This window comes from Pseudomonas sp. Eth.TT006, from assembly GCF_054456575.1.
This window is the reverse complement of record NZ_JBTJEN010000020.1, coordinates 16,977-34,736: the sequence shown is the minus strand read 5'-3', so window position 1 is coordinate 34,736 and position 17,760 is coordinate 16,977. Positions and strand designations below refer to the sequence as shown.

General features: G+C 60.2%; 11 protein-coding genes and 2 pseudogenes. 7 read left to right on the top strand and 6 right to left on the bottom strand.

Translation table 11 applies throughout. From position 1 onward, the window contains the following. The first annotated feature begins 249 nt into the window (after positions 1 to 249). A complete protein-coding gene (locus tag ACXR0M_RS24435; RefSeq protein ID WP_458834215.1) occupies positions 250 to 945 on the top strand; it encodes a pirin family protein in 696 nt (231 codons plus the stop codon). Between the two features lie 183 nt (positions 946 to 1,128). Here ACXR0M_RS24435 and pgm read toward each other — a convergent pair whose 3' ends face one another. From pgm to ACXR0M_RS24420, 3 genes are all read right to left on the bottom strand, one after another. After that, a complete protein-coding gene (gene pgm / locus ACXR0M_RS24430; RefSeq protein WP_458834214.1) occupies positions 1,129 to 2,775 on the bottom strand; it encodes a phosphoglucomutase (alpha-D-glucose-1,6-bisphosphate-dependent) in 1,647 nt (548 codons plus the stop codon). A gap of 96 nt (positions 2,776 to 2,871) precedes the next feature. Then, positions 2,872 to 4,335 carry a hypothetical protein gene (locus tag ACXR0M_RS24425; protein WP_458834213.1) on the bottom strand — a complete coding sequence of 488 codons (1,464 nt, stop codon included), beginning with the start codon at positions 4,333 to 4,335 and terminating at the stop codon, positions 2,872 to 2,874. Positions 4,336 to 4,837: 502 nt separating this feature from the next. Next, complete coding sequence (locus tag ACXR0M_RS24420) at positions 4,838 to 5,860, bottom strand: zinc-dependent alcohol dehydrogenase family protein (protein ID WP_458834212.1); 1,023 nt, start codon at positions 5,858 to 5,860, stop codon at positions 4,838 to 4,840. Positions 5,861 to 6,130: 270 nt separating this feature from the next. Between ACXR0M_RS24420 and ACXR0M_RS24415 the strand changes: the two genes are divergently transcribed. Then, on the top strand, positions 6,131 to 7,045 hold the full coding sequence (locus tag ACXR0M_RS24415) for a LysR family transcriptional regulator (RefSeq protein WP_458834211.1): 915 nt from the start codon (positions 6,131 to 6,133) through the stop codon (positions 7,043 to 7,045). Between the two features lie 118 nt (positions 7,046 to 7,163). Here the strand turns inward: ACXR0M_RS24415 and ACXR0M_RS24410 are convergent. The 3 genes and pseudogenes from ACXR0M_RS24410 to ACXR0M_RS24400 form a co-directional block, all read right to left on the bottom strand. Next, positions 7,164 to 7,679, bottom strand: a pseudogene (locus ACXR0M_RS24410) (methyl-accepting chemotaxis protein); the annotation flags it as partial. A gap of 345 nt (positions 7,680 to 8,024) precedes the next feature. Further along, a pseudogene (locus ACXR0M_RS24405) lies at positions 8,025 to 8,951 on the bottom strand (cache domain-containing protein); the annotation flags it as partial. A 309-nt stretch (positions 8,952 to 9,260) separates the two neighbouring features. Further along, on the bottom strand, positions 9,261 to 10,439 hold the full coding sequence (locus ACXR0M_RS24400; RefSeq protein ID WP_458834210.1) for a sugar transporter: 1,179 nt from the start codon (positions 10,437 to 10,439) through the stop codon (positions 9,261 to 9,263). 272 nt (positions 10,440 to 10,711) lie between these two features. Between ACXR0M_RS24400 and ACXR0M_RS24395 the strand changes: the two genes are divergently transcribed. The 5 genes from ACXR0M_RS24395 (at position 10,712) to ACXR0M_RS24375 (ending at position 17,677) form a co-directional block, all read left to right on the top strand. Next, entirely contained in the window at positions 10,712 to 11,059 is a 348-nt protein-coding gene (locus ACXR0M_RS24395) for a DUF4190 domain-containing protein (protein ID WP_458834209.1), read from the top strand. 15 nt (positions 11,060 to 11,074) lie between these two features. Further along, the gene (locus ACXR0M_RS24390; RefSeq protein WP_458834208.1) at positions 11,075 to 11,539 is read left to right on the top strand and encodes a DUF805 domain-containing protein; all 465 of its coding nucleotides are present in this window, start codon (positions 11,075 to 11,077) and stop codon (positions 11,537 to 11,539) included. 259 nt (positions 11,540 to 11,798) lie between these two features. Next, positions 11,799 to 13,052, top strand: a complete 1,254-nt coding sequence (gene mexE / locus ACXR0M_RS24385) for a multidrug efflux RND transporter periplasmic adaptor subunit MexE (RefSeq protein ID WP_458834207.1) — start codon at positions 11,799 to 11,801, stop codon at positions 13,050 to 13,052. Between the two features lie 15 nt (positions 13,053 to 13,067). Then, positions 13,068 to 16,259 carry an efflux RND transporter permease subunit gene (locus ACXR0M_RS24380; protein ID WP_458834206.1) on the top strand — a complete coding sequence of 1,064 codons (3,192 nt, stop codon included), beginning with the start codon at positions 13,068 to 13,070 and terminating at the stop codon, positions 16,257 to 16,259. Continuing rightward, positions 16,256 to 17,677 (top strand): efflux transporter outer membrane subunit, encoded by a 1,422-nt coding sequence (locus ACXR0M_RS24375; RefSeq protein ID WP_458834205.1) that lies wholly within the window; start codon positions 16,256 to 16,258, stop codon positions 17,675 to 17,677. The genes ACXR0M_RS24380 and ACXR0M_RS24375 overlap by 4 nt, the downstream gene beginning before the upstream one ends. Positions 17,678 to 17,760 lie beyond the last annotated feature (83 nt).

Genomic DNA, 17,760 nt, shown 5'->3' with positions numbered 1-17,760 from the left:
TGCGGCTATGGTGGCGGTATTTGCCCATCAGTTCTAGCGAAATGCTTACAGGTCATTGGTTTAGGCGATGAATTGAAAGTCGGATGAGATTGTTTCATGCGGCATCCAATCGATTAATTCGATCGGAATGCCGCAGTTTTTACGCTTTTTCTTGATGCTTGCCTGATAGATGATGCCTGTCATTAACCGACGGTTTCGCTTCGTGGCTCAGGCGTTACGCCCCATGACGAACCTTTTGAGGAGACGATCATGCTGGAACTCAGACCTTTCAACACGCTGGGCGGCGCTCATCACGGCTGGCTGAATGCCCATCACCATTTTTCGTTCGCCGAGTACTATGATCCGCAACGCATGAACTGGGGCAATCTGCGGGTGTGGAACGATGACGTGATCGCCGCAGGCACCGGTTTTCCGCTGCACCCGCACCGCGATATGGAAATCATCACTTACGTGCGTGAAGGTGCGATTACCCACCAGGACAACCTGGGCAACAAGGGCCGTACTGAAGCAGGCGACGTGCAAGTGATGAGCGCCGGTACCGGCATCGCCCACAGCGAATACAATCTGGAAGACAAGGAAACACGGATTTTCCAGATCTGGATTGTGCCGACCGAAACCGGCGCGCCGCCATCATGGGGTGCCAAGCCGTTCCCCAAAGGCCAGCGCGAAGGTTTTGTAACCCTGGCCAGCGGCAAGGACGGCGACGATCAGAGCTTGCGCATTCGCGCTGACGCCCGTTTGGTCGCGGCGAATCTCAAGACCGGGGAAACGGCGGAGTATCTCCTGGACAATGGCCGGCGCGCGTATCTGGTGCCGGCCACCGGTGTGATTGAAGTCAACGGCTTGCGAGCGCAAGCGCGAGACGGGGTTGCAGTCGAGCATGAAACACTGCTGACTGTGACTGCGATCGAAGACAGCGAAATCGTGCTGGTCGATCTGGCCTGAAGGCCTTAACTGCAGACGAAAAAAAGGGGCGACCATAATGGTCGCCCCTTTTTTGCCTTTGTAGCGAGGGGGTTCATCCCCCGATTGGCCGCACAGCGGCCATTATTCAGCATAGGAACGGACTGCTACGCAGTCCATCGGGGATAAATCCCCTCGCTACACAAAGGCCTCACGACCTGACCATCACTTGGTGGAAATAGCGCCATCCACCAAAGTCTGCGCTTCGGCCACCAGTTGCTTGAGGTGGTCGTCGCCAATGAAGCTTTCGGCGTAGATCTTGTAGATGTCTTCGGTACCGGAAGGACGCGCAGCGAACCAACCGTTTTCGGTCATCACTTTCAGGCCACCAATGGCCTGATCGTTACCCGGCGCATGGCTGAGGATGCTTTGAATCTTCTCGCCTGCGAGTTCGGTCGAGGTCACCTGCTCCGGCGAAAGTTTGCTCAGCAGCGCTTTCTGCTCAGGGTTGGCCTTGGCATCGACGCGCACCGAGAACGGTTCGCCCAGCTCATCAGTCAGTGCACGATAAGCCTGGCTCGGGTCACGCCCGGTACGGGCAGTCATTTCCGCCGCCAGCAGCGCTGGAATCAGGCCGTCCTTGTCGGTGCTCCACACGCCGCCGTCCTTGCGCAGGAACGACGCACCAGCACTTTCCTCACCACCAAAGCCCAGCGAGCCGTCGAACAAACCATCGGCAAACCATTTGAAACCGACCGGGACTTCGTACAGGCGACGGCCCAGGCGTTTGGCCACGCGATCAATCAAGCCGCTGCTGACCACGGTCTTGCCCACGGCAGCATCGGCGCGCCATTGCGGACGGTTCTGGAACAGGTAGTCGATGGCCACCGCCAGGTAGTTGTTCGGTGCCAGCAGGCCACCCGACGGGGTGACGATGCCGTGACGGTCGTGATCCGGATCGCAGGCGAACGCGACGTCGAAGCGTTCCTTGAGGCCGATCAAGCCTTGCATGGCGTGGCTGGACGATGGGTCCATGCGGATCTGACCATCCCAATCGACCGTCATGAAACGGAACGTCGAGTCGACCTGCCTGTTCACCACATCCAGATCAAGACGATAGTGCTCGGCAATCGCCGACCAGTAACGCACCCCCGCTCCGCCCAGTGGATCGACACCCAGACGCAGTTTGGCGTCACGGATGGCATCGAAGTCGATCACGTTGATCAGGTCGGCAACGTAGGTGTTGAGGTAGTCGTGACGGTGGGTGGTGCTGGCCTTGAGCGCCTGCTCGTAGCTCACACGTTTGACCCCGGCCAGTTTGTTGGCGAGCAGCTCATTGGCCTTGGCTTCGATCCACTTGGTGATGTGGGTGTCAGCCGGGCCGCCGTTGGTAGGGTTGTATTTGTAGCCACCGCTTTGCGGCGGGTTGTGCGATGGCGTGATGACGATGCCGTCAGCCAGCCCGGACGTACGCCCGCGGTTGTAGCAGAGGATCGCGTGCGATACCGCCGGGGTCGGCGTGTACTCATCACCTTCGGCAATCATCACGGTTACGCCGTTGGCCGCCAGCACTTCCAGCGCGCTTGCGCCGGCCGGGGTCGACAGCGCATGGGTGTCGATGCCGACGAACAACGGGCCAGTGATGCCCTGCGCCTCACGGTACAGACAGATCGCCTGACTGATCGCCAGCACGTGCCATTCATTGAAACTCAGATCGAAGGAGCTGCCGCGGTGGCCAGAGGTACCAAATGCCACGCGCTGGGTGGAAATCGACGCATCCGGTTGGCCAGTGTAATAAGCCGTTACCAGTCGCGGGATATCGACCAACAATTCTGCCGGTGCCGGTTTGCCCGCTAAAGGACTGATAGTCATGCAAAACCTCTGAAATAGAGTGGTTCAGGAAATACAACGCAGTTTACTGGCAGTTTGACCGCAGCGCGACGGGATCTATCCGACAGTTTTCAACGTTCATTCCACAGGTGCCAAACGCCCGGAATCGATGTTTGTCCTATCTGATGAATTCTCCCGAGCTGGTATTGAAGTCTCCCTGGCAGGCAGAGGCTCCATGGCATAGAGACGACTGATCAATCGGACGGGCAAACCACTCACATCCGTCATCCATTGCAGCACTTGCTCCGGCCCGTGCAGCCCCTGCATCGCGCGGTGCAATTCGGGCATCGCGACCAGCATGCCCGGATGACAACTGCGCAGGAATCGCTCCAGGCCAGCGCCCTGCTCAATGAAGGGTGAGAACAACAGGCAGACCGATTGCGCTTCGTTCAGACCGTACGCATTGTGCAAGCTGTTCGCCGCGTGTTCGCGCAGTTCATCGATGGCCTGTGGATGTCCCAAGCGACTGAGCAACTGCTCGCAAGCCGATTCTGGCAGCTGTCGCTGCTGCATGTTCACCAACGTACGCCGGACATGCTCCGAAAAACCGCTTTCGTAGGTGCCCGCGCCAATGAATTCGGCCTGCAGCCCACATAAATGAGCCTCGACCAAAGGATCCGCGTACTCACCCTCGTCTTGATTGAACGGCCACTCCTCGGCCTGAAATCCGAGAAACTCACTGAGCAATGGCCAGCGCTCTTCCAGATTGCCCACCAGCACCATGTCGTGGATGTCGACAAACGTGGTACGTCGGCAGGACTCGAACCCGTTCTCCGGGCGCCAACACAGCCGCTCGGCTTCGCTGTAAAACCCTCGATACAAATCCCCGCCCAAGCCGTCGAGCAAGGCAAACAGCTCATCGAAGGTACCGGTATTGGGCGCCAACCCGTCGATTCCGGCCTTTTGCAGGGCATGTTCCAGATGTTCGATGAACTGCTTCTGGCGATTTGGCGAGTCGCTGCAAACCCAGGCATCGACGCCCTTCCCCCAACGCGCGATCTGACCGTAAAACTCAGCCCAGGCCAGGCATGCATCGTCACACAGGACAAAGCCTTCATCCCTGGCTCGTCGATGCCCCATCATCAACACGTTGATGCGATTGGCGTCAGCGTTTTCCCTGCTGATGGGTTCCAGATGACTGAATGGCAGCACTTGACGATGATCGACCATCAGCAATTCGACCCGCGGATCATCGTAGAGGAACAACGCGCCAAAACTGCGGTGCAGATTGTCGAGCGTTGCAGTCCCCGTCCCGCTCCAGCGCAACGTGGCGACACGCAGCTGGAAGGTGGCCGGCGCACGCCCGGCGATACTCAATTGCGCGGCGCGCAGCAGCGCCAGGGTGTAACAACTGTCGCGAGTGCCGGATGGTGTGACCATCACCTTGTAGTCCCCCATGCGTTCCATGCCGCCCGCGGCGACCACCAGCCTCTGGATCAGCAACTGCAGCGCCGTGCGTTCGGCTCTGGAGAAGAAGCTCAGCAGTCGCTGCAACACTTGCTGGTAGACATAGTTCATTGCCTGATCATGGATCGTGCTCATCAGTACTTTACCCGGCGTAAAAAAGTCATATCACGCATCAGCAGTGACACTGGCGCAATAAATTCATCAATAAGTAATAGACGAGCAAATACTAACACTTATGTTTTTGAAGTTATTTGCAACACTTGACCCTTTACAAGCCACAACAGCGCACCCAATAGTCACACAAGCCACTGAAAGTATTGGTTTTTTTCTATCAAAAAAATATCTGAGGAAACTTCTTACAGCGTCCCACGAATATTGAGTACACGAAAAGCAGAACACATATAGGAAATACCCTACGCCCATTAAACAGAATTTGGCGGACTATTCAGAACCCGACTTTAAACATCGCCAGAGAAGCGAATGCACTTGGCAATCGCTCGCCACCAGAGGTGCGATTTTCAGGACATACAGGACGGACAGAAGATATCGATCCAGACGCATGCGCGACTGGCAGTGGTGATTCGCAGGAGATGAAACGCAAGAGTCCGTGGAAATCACGGACTCTGATGGAGGGGCTTTACGCAGGCTCGACCTGAAGGGCGACCCGTTCGCGGCATGGGCATTCGTCCATGTAGCGATGAGCTTCAACAAACTCGTTGAACGGAAACACTCGCGTCTTCAGTGGCAGCAGCACGCGATCGGCGGTCAACTGATTGATGTCACGCAAGGCACGCTGCAACGCGACGTGATCCTGGGTGATGCCCAGCTCCGGCTTGCCGGTGAAATTACCGATGCAGTGCACGAAGAACTGGATGTTCTTCTGGAACGCCGCGCACGCCGGGAACGGTGTCTGGTTGCCGCCCTGCAAGCCATACAGCACCAGGCTGCCGCGCGGCGCAAGCACGTCACCGAGCAACGACATCTGCGGGCCGCCAAGACCGTCGAACACCACGTCGACGCCACGGTTGTCAGTGATCTTGTTGATTCGCATCAACAGGTCTTCTTCCTCGGTGACGATGACTTTCTCGGCACCCAGCGACAATAGGTATTCGCGCTCTTCCGCGGTTTTGGTCGCGGCGATCACCCGCACGCCCAGCGCCTTGCCCAACTGGACAAAAGACGGACCGGCGCAATGGCTGGCGTCAGTAACCAAGGCGAACTGCCCCGGTTTGACCCGCGCCAGATCGGCGTAGGCAAAATAGGCGATCAACAGCGGCGTGTAATGCACGCTGGCTTCGATCGGGCTGAGCACATCCGGGTAACGGGTCAGTGCCGTGCGCGGCAGGACGATCAGCTCGCCATACACCGGGTAGTCGTTCGGGCTTTCGGCCGGGAAACTGGCGACCTTGTCACCAATCGACAGATCATCAACGCCATCACCGATGGCTGTGACCACGCCGGCCATTTCATGGCCGAGACCGGAAGGCAGACGTGCCTGCGACGAGGCCAGGTTCTGGCGCCAGAGAATGTCGTACCAGCTGATGCCGATCGCCTCGACACGCACCTGCACTTCGCCAGGACCTGGCTGAGCGGCCGCATGCTCTTCGCATTTGAGCACCTCGGCCGGACCAAACTTGTGAAAACGGATCGTGCGGGACATCGCAAACCTCGTCAAAGTAACCTCTAATGCCATGAACTCTATCTGGGCTTTTGACCCAAGACCATCAGTGGCTATTAATAGTCGACATGCCTGTCATTGATTCCGCAGTATGGACGGCGTTCGCCAAATCCATGAAAAAAACGCCGCAATCGGCTGGGCAAAGCTGAATTTAGCGGTGCAGAGTACCAGCCTTTCCCCTTAATATTCATGCCGGCCATTGTTCTCATATGGCCGCTCTCGTCAAGCTTGATGACTCTGCCAGGACTCCAGATGAATCGTAATGACCTGCGTCGTGTCGACCTGAACCTGCTGATCGTGTTCGAAACATTGATGCACGAACGCAGCGTGACCCGTGCCGCCGAGAAGCTGTTTCTCGGCCAGCCGGCGATCAGTGCGGCGCTCTCGCGCCTGCGCAGCCTGTTCGATGATCCGCTGTTCGTGCGCACCGGACGCAGCATGGAACCGTCCGCCCGCGCCGTGGAAATCTTCGCCCTGCTCTCGCCGGCGCTCGACTCCATTTCCACCGCGGTCAGCCGCGCGGCAGACTTCGATCCGGCCACCAGCACCTCGGTGTTCCGCATCGGCCTGTCCGACGACGTCGAATTCGCCCTGCTGCCGATGCTGCTCAAACGCCTGCGCGCCGAAGCCCCGGGGATCGTGCTGGTGGTGCGCCGCGTCAACTACATATTGATGCCGGGCCTGCTCGCGTCGGGCGAAATCTCCATCGGCGTCAGCTACACCACCGACCTCCCGGCCAACGCCAAGCGCAAGGTCCTGCGCCGCAGCCAGCCAAAACTGCTGCGCGCCGACACCGTGCCCGGCCCGCTGAGCCTGGACGACTACTGCGCGCGCCCGCACGCGCTGGTGTCGTTTGCCGGCGACCTCAGTGGCTTTATCGATGAAGAACTGGAAAAACTCGGACGCAAGCGCCACGTGGTACTGGCCGTGCCGCAGTTCAACGGCTTGAGCACGCTGCTCGCAGGCACCGATATCGTCGCCACCGTGCCGGATTACACGGCGGAAGCGCTGACGGCGGCCGGTGACGTGCGCGCGGAAGATCCGCCGTTGCCGACGCGCACGTTCGAGCTGCACATGGCCTGGCGCGGGTCGCAGGATAATGATCCGGGGGAGCGTTGGTTAAGGTCGCGGATTCAGATGTTTTTTGGGGATCCGGACAGTCTCTGAGCATCGTTCGGCAGACTGATCATTTGCGTTGTTCGCATACCATGAGACCAATCCCCGCAACATGCTCCGCCCGAGTGAAAACCGCCGAGCATTCAGCGCTTTCACTCGGACACCGACCCTAATACTTGAACCGCCCCACCAACCCCTTCAACTGACCGGAAATCTCGATCAACCGCCCCGACCCCGTCTGCGACGACCGGGCGAAGCCTTCGACCAGTTGTGCATCGGCGTGGATCTGCGCGATGTGCCGGTTGATCTCTTCAGCCACCTGATGCTGCTCTTCGGCGGCGGTGGCGATCTGGGTGTTCTGGTCGCGGATCGAGTCCACCGAGCCACGGATCTTGTCGAAGCTGTCACGCGCCTGCTGGATGCGTTCCACGCTGGCGTGGGACACCTGCAGGCTGCCTTGCATCTGTTGCGTGACTTCCTGGGTGCGGCGGGCGAGATTGCCCAGCAGGCTGTCGATCTCGCCGGTGGAGTCGGCGGTGCGCCGCGCGAGGGCGCGGACTTCGTCGGCGACCACGGCGAAGCCTCGGCCCTGATCACCGGCGCGGGCGGCTTCAATCGCGGCGTTGAGCGCCAGCAGGTTGGTCTGCTCGGCGATCGAGCGGATGGTGTCGAGAATGGTGTTGATGTTCTGGCTGTCCTGCTCCAGCAACTGCATGGTCTGGGTCGACTTTTGCAGGTCTTCGCTGAGTTTGAGCACGCTGCCGGTGGCCTCGCCGATGAACTGCTGGCCGTCATGTACATCGCGATAGCCTTCGTCGGCACTCGACGCGGCGGCACTGCAGGAGCGGGCGACTTCGTTGGCGGTCGCGACCATTTCGTTGAACGCGGTGCTCACCAACTCGACAGCTTCACGTTGGCGCCCCGCTGCCTGGTTCATGTTGTTGGCTACGTCGCTGGTGTCGGCGGCGGCGGTCTGCAGGTCGGATGAAGCGCTGCCGATGCGCTGCACCAATTGCGCGATCATCGCCAGGAACTGATTGAACCAGCCCGCGAGGCTCGCGGTTTCGTCCTTGCCCTGCACGTTGAGCTGACGGGTCAGGTCGCCCTCTCCTTCGGCGATTTCCTGCAGGCCGTCGGCCACGCCGCGAATCGGACGCACGATGACGCGGGCGAAGCTGGCCCCGACGATGGCAAACACCAACGCCAATGCCGCAGCAATCGCGGCGATCAACCAGGTCAGACGGGTCGCGTCGGCCATCACTTCATCGCGTTTGATCAGGCCGATAAAGCGCCAGCCGAGGTCTTTGGAGCTGACCACGTTGGCCATGTATGGCACGCCATTGATCTCGATTTGCGTGACGCCGTCACCGCGCTTGGCCAGTTCGGCGTAGTTCGGCCCGAGATCGCTCAGCGGTTTGAAGTTGTGCGTCGCGTCACTCGGGTCCACCAGCACGTTGCCGTTGGCTTCCACCAGCATCAGATAGCCGCTGTCGCCCAGCTTGATGTTGCGCACCAGCTCGGTGAGCTGTTTGAGCGACACGTCGAGGCCAACCACGCCGAGGATATTTCCGGAGGCATCGGCAACGGTGTGCACGGTACCGATCAGCGTCACATCGTCCGGTGCCCAATAGTAGGCACCGGTGCGCACGGTAGTGCCTGGCGCGGCGATGGCTGCTTTGTACCAGGGGCGGACGCGAGGGTCGTAGTTGTTGAGTTTGGTGTCGTCCGGCCAACTGGCGTAGCCGCCATCGCTCAGGCCGAGGGACAGGTACGCGGTGCTCGGATGGCTTTTGGCAAACTGATCGAAGATCGCCAGCAGCTCTTTGTTGGTCTGGGTCAGAGGAATTTGCGCGGCGTCGGCGCCGGCGTAGCTCTTGAGGTCTTTGGCCGCGATCACGCGCGGGTCTCTGGCGACGTAGTCGACGTTCTGGCTGATGCCGTCGAAAAACTGCTTCATGCCATTGTCGATCTGGCGGATCTCGCGCCCGCTGCTGTCGAGAAAATTGGCCTGAGCCCCCTCTCGCAGATTCAGCACCACCAAAACGGCGACCAGGATGACCGGAACGCACGCGATTGCCGCGAACGCCCAGGTCAGCTTCTGCTTGATATTCATGACTTCACCTGCGGGTATTTATAGTTTTGGCAAGGGGAAACGTTAGCGCTGAACATCGCATGTGTTGTTATGAGGAGAGAGAGCCCATGCGTACCCTGAATTATCGACCGCAAGGGCGCGCACTTGAGGCAGATATTGCAGGCTTCCGGGGCTTCAAACGTCCGGCCGGCCTTGCCGATAACTCGACAGGCAGTAAAACCCCAGCGCGGCTGCCGCCAGCGTACCGCCGACCACGCCGATCCAGGCGAAGCCGAGCTGACTGCCGACCCAGCTGCCCACCAGCGCCCCGCCGCCGATACCGATGTTGTAGATTCCGGAAAACATCGCCATCGCCACGTCGGTAGCGTCCGGCGCCAGCACCAGAACTTTCGACTGCAACGCCAGCCCGAAGCCCATGATCGCCATGCCCCAGAGCAGGCTCAATGTGCCGAGATACGAGACCTTGCCGCTCAACGGCAACAGCAGCGCCAGACACACGGCTAGCACCGAGACACAGACGATCAGAAAGCGCTGCGGGTGGTAACTGTGCAGGTAACTGAACAGCAGCGAGCCAAAAATCCCGGCGCCACCGAACAACAGCAGCAGGAAGGTCACGACATCGCCGCTCATGCCCGCCACGGTCAGCACGAAGGGTTCGATGTAGCTGTAGGCGGTGAACTGCGCGGTCACCACCAGCGCGGTCAGGATGTAAATCGCCACCAGCGCAGGCCGCTTCAACAGGATCGGCAGGCTTTTCAGCGAGCCGGAGTTCTGGCTCGGCAGCAACGGCAAGACCCGCGCCAGACACAGCACCAGCATCCCGGCGAACAGTGCGATCACGAAGAACGTGGTGCGCCAGCCCATGGCCTCGCCCAGCAAGCGGCCGAGGGGAATCCCCAACACCATCGCCAGCGAAGTACCGGTCGCCAGCAAACCGAGGGCCTGAACCTGCTTGCCCGCCGGCGCCAGACGCACCGCCAATGATGCAGTGATTGACCAGAACAGCGCATGCGCCAGCGCCACCCCGATCCGGCTCAGCAGCAGGATGCCGAAACTGTTCGCCAGACTCGACAGGATGTGACTGGCGATAAACATGCCGAACAGCACGATCAACAGTTTGCGCCGCTCGACGTTACGCGTCAGCAGCATGATCGGCAGTGATGTCAGGGACACCACCCAGGCATAAATGGTCAGCATCAAGCCAACCTGCGCCGTCGACATGTCGAAGCTGCTGCCGATCGAACTCAACAGGCCGACCGGTACAAATTCGGTGGTATTAAACACAAATGCAGCCAGTGCCAAAGCAATCACCGCGTACCAGTTGCCGTTGGCAGTATTCGTAGAATCAGTCATTTGAACGTCGTTTTACTCTTCAATTGATCGCGCGCGCGCGATCCATTTCATCTGTGGGCTTGCTGTCACGCTCTGCGCTGGCCTCACGGTAAGCGCTTGTGGGGGTGGTTAACAACTCGGAGGAGCGCGTCGAGCCGTCGCAGGGCCGCCTTAGAAAGCGAATCCAGGACCGATGATGGCAAAGTGGTAATGACAAATCCGGTAATAAAGTTTAATTTACCGCCGCCTCGACCGATGGAGGGTCGGGCATTCGCACTCAGTTAAGGAAAACGATGGCAATGGTCTATTGTCGTGCTTGCGCCAAGGAGCTACACGAGACGGCGCTCACCTGCCCCCAATGCGGGGCTGCCCAACCGGCCTTCGTGCCACAAACGCAAGCCGCAATGCCCTGGCTGGCCATCGTTTCATTGATCCTCGGGATCATCAGCGCACTCACCCTGTTTGATGACTCCGAATGGGACCGGGATGCGATTGTCGGGATAGGCATCCTCAGCCTTGCGGGCCTCGCTTGCGGCGTCGTCTGTATCAACCAAAAACACCCAGGAAGAAACCTCGCGATTGCCGGCATTGTTTTGTCAGGCCTTGCCGCGTTCGTTTTGTCCTGTTTAACGATTGAATAATTTTAGGGAAAAAATATGAGCATGGTTTTCTGCCGCGGTTGCGCCAAGGAAATTAGTAGTCTGGCCGTGGCATGCCCACAGTGCGGCGCGCCTCAGGCCACGCAACAGTTCACGCAACAGTCCTACGCCAGCGGCCCCGCCATTACCACGGGCAACCCTTACGTGGAGGCGTTGAAGAATTACGCCGTATTCAAAGGTCGCGCAACTCGCCGCGAATACTGGATGTTCGTGCTGATCAACACGGTGATCGGCATTGGCATGACGCTTCTTGACTCCATGCTAGGTACCAAGGGCGTTCTTTACAGCCTCTACACCCTGGCCATGCTGGTGCCGAGTCTTGCCGTCGGCGCACGCCGCATGCACGACACCGACCACAGCGGCTGGTGGTTGTTGCTGCCGATCGTCAACCTGGTGTTCCTGGTGCTGGACAGCCAGCCAGGCCATAACCGTTTCGGCCCGAACCGCAAAGGCATCAACTGAGTCAGCTGCAAGGCTGATCGAGACGGCCTGCATGGCCGTCTCTTTGTTTGAGCAACCCGCCTTTGCACTGTTGCTCCAGCCGCAACAAAGATTTTCCATCAAGGTAATTGATAGCAGCCTAACGAAAGGTGCATGCTAGAGGGCTCGAATCGCTCTTATATCATTCCGAATGATAGTTACCTTTGCTTCATTCGATTCGTGCCATCACCCCCGCGCCGAGCATCATCCGCCCATCTTCAATACATTGGCGGATGATTCCATGGAACAGTCACTCAAACATTTGCGCTTCCCGTTGGCCATGCTGGCCGTACTGGTGATGAGCGCCTGCGGCAAGACTCCGGAGACTGCCGCCACCATGCCCGCTGCCAAAGTCAGCGTGGCCAAGGTGCTGGAACAACCGGTCAACGAGTGGGACGAATTCACCGGGCGCCTCGAAGCGCCGGAAACCGTTGAAATCCGTCCTCGGGTTTCCGGCCAGATCGACGACGTCGCCTTCACCGAAGGCGCGCTGGTGAAGAAAGGCGACCTGCTGTTCCAGATCGATCCACGCCCGTTCCAGGCGGAGGTGCGCCGCCTCGAAGCCTTGGTCGCCCAAGCCCGTGCCAACGCCACGCGCAGTGAAAACGAAGCCGGTCGCGGTGAACGTCTGCGTGCCAGCAATGCGATCTCTGCCGAACTCGCCGACTCGCGCACCAGCGCTGCCCAGGAAGCCCGCGCCGCCGTGGGTGCCCTGCAAGCGCAACTGGATCTGGCCAAACTGAACCTGAGCTTCACCCGCGTCACCGCACCGATCAGTGGCCGCGTCAGTCGTGCCGAGATCACCGCCGGCAACCTGGTGACCGCCGACACCACGCCGCTGACCAGCGTGGTCTCCACCGACAAGGTCTACGCCTACTTCGACGCCGACGAGCGGGTCTTCCTCAAGTACACCCAGCTCGCCCGTAACGGCCAGCGCGGCTCCACCACTCCGGTGTACATGGGCCTGTCCAACGAAGACGGCAACCCGCACCAGGGTCAGATGAATTTCATCGACAACCAGGTCAACCCGAAAACCGGCACCATCCGTGGTCGCGCGGTGTTCGACAACAGCGACGGCAGCTACACCCCGGGCCTGTATGCACGTTTGAAACTGGTCGGCAGCGGCACCTACAACGCCATGCTGATCAATGACGAAGCGGTCGGTACCGACCTCGGCAAGAAGTTCGTGCTGGTGATGGATGCGGACAACAAGACCGCTTACCGCGCCGTTGAACTGGGGCCGAAGATCGAAGGCCTGCGCATCGTGCGCAGTGGTCTGAACAAGGACGACACGATCATCGTCAAGGGCCTGCAGCGCGTACGTCCCGGTTCGCCGGTAACCCCTGAAGTGATCCCTATGGCCAGCGAGCAGACCCTTGCCGCGCTGGCTCAACAACGTCAAGCGCTGGAAGCCAGCAACCTGCCCAAAGTCGCACCCGCCAAAGGTGCCCAGGGTTCGGCTGTGAAGCTGGCTGCTACGACCCCACGCGGTTAAGGGACGACAACTCCGATGAATTTTTCCCAATTCTTCATTTCCCGGCCGATCTTCGCAGCGGTACTTTCGCTGTTGATCCTGATCGCCGGTGCGATCTCGCTGTTCCAGCTGCCGATCAGCGAATACCCGGAAGTGGTGCCACCGACCGTGGTGGTACGCGCCAACTTCCCGGGTGCCAACCCCAAAGTCATCGGCGAAACCGTGGCCGCTCCGCTGGAGCAGGCCATCACCGGCGTCGAGAACATGCTGTACATGTCCTCGCAGTCCACCGCTGACGGCAAGATCACCCTGACCATCACCTTCGCCCTGGGTACTGACCTGGATAACGCGCAGGTGCAGGTGCAGAACCGGGTGACCCGTACCGAGCCGAAGCTTCCAGAAGAAGTGACGCGCATCGGTATCACCGTCGACAAGGCTTCGCCCGACCTGACCATGGTTGTGCACTTGACCTCGCCGGACAAACGCTACGACATGCTCTACCTGTCCAACTACGCGATCCTCAACATCAAGGATGAGCTGGCGCGGCTGGGCGGTGTGGGTGACGTGCAACTGTTCGGTATGGGCGACTACTCGCTGCGGGTCTGGCTCGATCCGAACAAGACCGCGTCGCGTAACCTGACCGCTACCGATGTGGTCACTGCGATTCGTGAGCAGAACCGTCAGGTCGCTGCCGGTCAGCTCGGTGCGCCCCCTGCCCCGAATGCCCAGAGCTTCCAGCTGTCGGTCAACACTCAGGGGCGTCTGGTCTCTGAAGAAGAGTTCGAAAACATCATCATTCGCGCAGGCGACAACGGTGAAATCACTCGCCTGAAGGACATCGCCCGCGTCGAGCTGGGTTCCAGCCAGTACGCCCTGCGCTCGTTGCTGAACAACCAGCCGGCGGTAGCGATTCCGATCTTCCAGCGCCCGGGCTCCAACGCCATCGAGATCTCGAACGAAGTTCGAGGCAAGATGGAAGAGCTGAAGAAAAGCTTCCCGCAAGGCATGGACTACAGCATCGTTTATGACCCGACGATCTTCGTGCGCGGCTCGATCGAAGCGGTGGTGCACACCCTGTTCGAAGCGCTGATCCTCGTAGTGCTGGTGGTGATCCTGTTCCTGCAGACCTGGCGCGCCTCGATCATTCCGTTGGTGGCGGTGCCGGTATCGTTGATCGGTACGTTTGCGGTGATGCACCTGTTCGGCTTCTCGCTCAACGCGCTGTCGCTGTTCGGCCTGGTACTGGCGATCGGTATCGTGGTGGACGACGCCATCGTGGTGGTGGAGAACGTTGAACGGAACATCGAACTGGGGCTTGAACCGTTCGAAGCGACCAAGAAAGCCATGGGTGAAGTGACCGGCCCGATCATTGCCACGGCGCTGGTGCTGTGTGCGGTGTTTGTGCCAGCCGCGTTCATCTCCGGTCTTACCGGGCAGTTCTACAAGCAGTTCGCCCTGACCATTGCGATCTCGACCGTGATCTCGGCATTCAACTCGCTGACCCTGTCGCCGGCGCTGGCCGCCGTGTTGCTCAAGGGCCACGACGCGCCGAAAGACCGCTTTTCGCGGGTCCTGGACCGGATCTTCGGGGGCTGGTTGTTCCGTCCGTTCAACCGCTTCTTCGACCGCGCCAGCCATGGCTACGTCGGCACCGTGCGCCGTGTGATCCGCAGCAGCGGCATCGCCCTGCTTCTTTACGCAGGCCTGATGGTGCTGACGTTCTTCGGTTTCTCCAGCACCCCGACCGGTTTCGTACCCGGCCAGGACAAGCAATACCTGGTGGCCTTCGCGCAATTGCCGGACGCAGCCAGCCTGGATCGCACCGAAGACGTGATCAAGCGCATGTCCGACCTGGCCCTGAAACAGCCAGGCGTGGAAAGCGCCGTAGCGTTCCCCGGTCTGTCAATCAACGGTTTCACCAACAGCCCGAACGCCGGCATCGTGTTCGTGACCCTGAAACCGTTCGACGAGCGTAAAGACCCGAGCATGTCCGCCGGTGCCATTGCCGGGGCCTTGAACGGTCAGTACGCGAACATTCAGGAAGCGTACATGGCGATCTTCCCGCCACCGCCGGTACAAGGCCTGGGCACCATTGGTGGCTTCCGCCTGCAGATCGAAGACCGGGGCAACCTGGGCTACGACGAGCTGTACAAGGAAACCATGAACATCATTGCCAAGAGCCACAACGTGCCGGAACTGGCCGGGCTGTTCACCAGCTACACGGTGAACGTGCCGCAGGTCGATGCCGCCATCGACCGCGAAAAAGCCAAGACCCACGGCGTGGCCGTCAGCGACATCTTCGACACCCTGCAGATCTACCTGGGTTCGCTGTATGCCAACGACTTCAACCGCTTCGGACGCACCTATCAGGTCAACGTGCAGGCTGAACAGCAGTTCCGCCTGGAGTCCGACCAGATCGGCCAGCTGAAAGTGCGCAACAACAAGGGCGAGATGATCCCGCTGGCGACCTTCATCAAGGTCAGCGACACCTCGGGGCCGGATCGCGTGATGCACTACAACGGCTTCATCACCGCGGAAATCAACGGTGCGGCAGCCCCCGGCTACAGCTCTGGCCAGGCCGAAAAAGCCATCGAGAAACTGCTCAAGGATGAACTTCCGAACGGCATGACCTACGAGTGGACCGACCTGACCTACCAGCAGATTCTGTCCGGCAACACCGCGCTGTTCGTGTTCCCGCTCTGCGTCTTGCTGGCGTTCCTGGTGCTCGCCGCACAGTACGAAAGCTGGAGCCTGCCACTGGCGGTGATCCTGATCGTACCGATGACCCTGCTGTCGGCCATCACCGGGGTAATTGTCTCCGGCGGTGACAACAACATCTTCACCCAGATCGGCCTCATCGTACTGGTGGGACTGGCCTGCAAGAACGCGATTCTGATCGTCGAGTTCGCCAAGGATAAACAGCTGGAAGGCCTCGACCCGCTTGCAGCAGTACTGGAAGCCTGCCGTTTGCGTCTGCGGCCGATCCTGATGACCTCCTTCGCGTTCATCATGGGTGTGGTGCCACTGGTGTTCTCCAGCGGTGCCGGTGCCGAGATGCGTCACGCCATGGGCGTGGCGGTGTTCTCCGGGATGCTCGGGGTGACCTTCTTCGGTCTGTTGCTGACGCCAGTGTTCTACGTGTTGATCCGTAATTTTGTCGAGCGCGGCGAAGCCCGCAAAGCGGCCAAGGCGCCGAAACTGGACACGCACCTGGAGGCGCACCCATGAGTCTGAAAGTCTTCCTGCCGAGTCTGCTGGTGCTGGCGCTGAGCGCCTGCGCCGTCGGCCCCGACTACAAGACCCCAGCCACGGAGGCGGCCAATATCACGACCGCCACCGATGGCGCCGCCGGGCAAAAGAACTTCGACCGGTCGAAATTCGAAGGCATCTGGTGGCAGCAGTTCGATGATCCGACCCTCAACCAGTTGGTCACGCAATCGCTGCAAGGCAACCGTCAACTGCGCGTGGCGTTCGCCCGCTGGAAAGCCGCCCGGGCGATCCGCGACGACGTCAGCAACGATGCGATGCCGACCATCACCAGCCGCGCCAGCAGTGATCTGGGCAAGGGACAAATCCCCGGCCAGACCACCAAACGCGTCAATAGCGAACGCTACGACCTCGGTCTGGACATGGCTTGGGAACTCGACCTGTTCGGGCGCATCCAGCGCAATCTGGAAGCCAGCGACGCCGACCAGCAGGCGGCCGAGGCCGATCTGTACCAGCTGCAAGTCACCATGATTGCCGAGCTGGTCGACGCTTACGGGCAACTGCGCGGTGCGCAACTGCGCGAGAAGATCGCGGTGGCCAACCTGGAAAACCAGCAGGAGTCACGCAAGATCACCATCAGCCTGCGTGACGCCGGTGTCGGTGATCAGCTCGATGTCGAACGTGCCGATGCGCGTCTGGCCTCGGTCGAAGCCAGCGTGCCGCAACTGCAGGCGGAACAGGTTCGGCAGAAGAACCGCATCGCCACCCTGCTCGGTGAGCGTCCGGACAAACTGACCGTCGACCTGAGCCCGAAAGACCTGCCGGCGATTGCCAAGGCCTTGCCGATCGGTGATCCAGGCGAGCTGCTGCAACGGCGTCCGGACATCCTCAGCGCCGAACGCAAACTGGCGTCGGCCACGGCGCGGATCGGTGTGGCCAAGGCCGACCTGTTCCCACGAGTCAGCCTCAGCGGCTTCCTCGGCTGGACCGCCGGGCGTGGCTCGCAGATCGGTTCCTCGGCGGCCAATGCCTGGGCACTCGGCCCGAGCATTACTTGGGCGGCATTCGATCTGGGCAGTGTGCGTGCACGTCTGCGCGGCGCCGATGCCGATGCCGAAGGCGCCCTGGCGACTTACGAGCAACAAGTGCTGCTGGCGCTGGAAGAATCGGAAAACGCCTTCAGCGATTACGGCAAGCGTCAGCAACGCCTGATCTCGCTGATCCGCCAGAGTGAGTCGAGCCGCAAGGCTGCCGATCTCGCCGAGATTCGTTACCGCGAAGGCACCACCGATTTTCTGGTGCTGCTCGACGCCCAGCGCGAACGCCTGAACGCCGAAGACAGTCAGGCCCAGGCCGAAGTCGACCTGTATCGCGGCATCGTTGCGATCTACAAGGCCCTCGGTGGTGGCTGGCAGCCGGAGACGGTCGCCAGCAAGTAAGCGTCTACACAGAGCTCCTTTGGTTGGCCGCAACCAACCAAATTTTTTGCCCCGCGTATCATTCGGTCGCGGGGCTTTTTTGT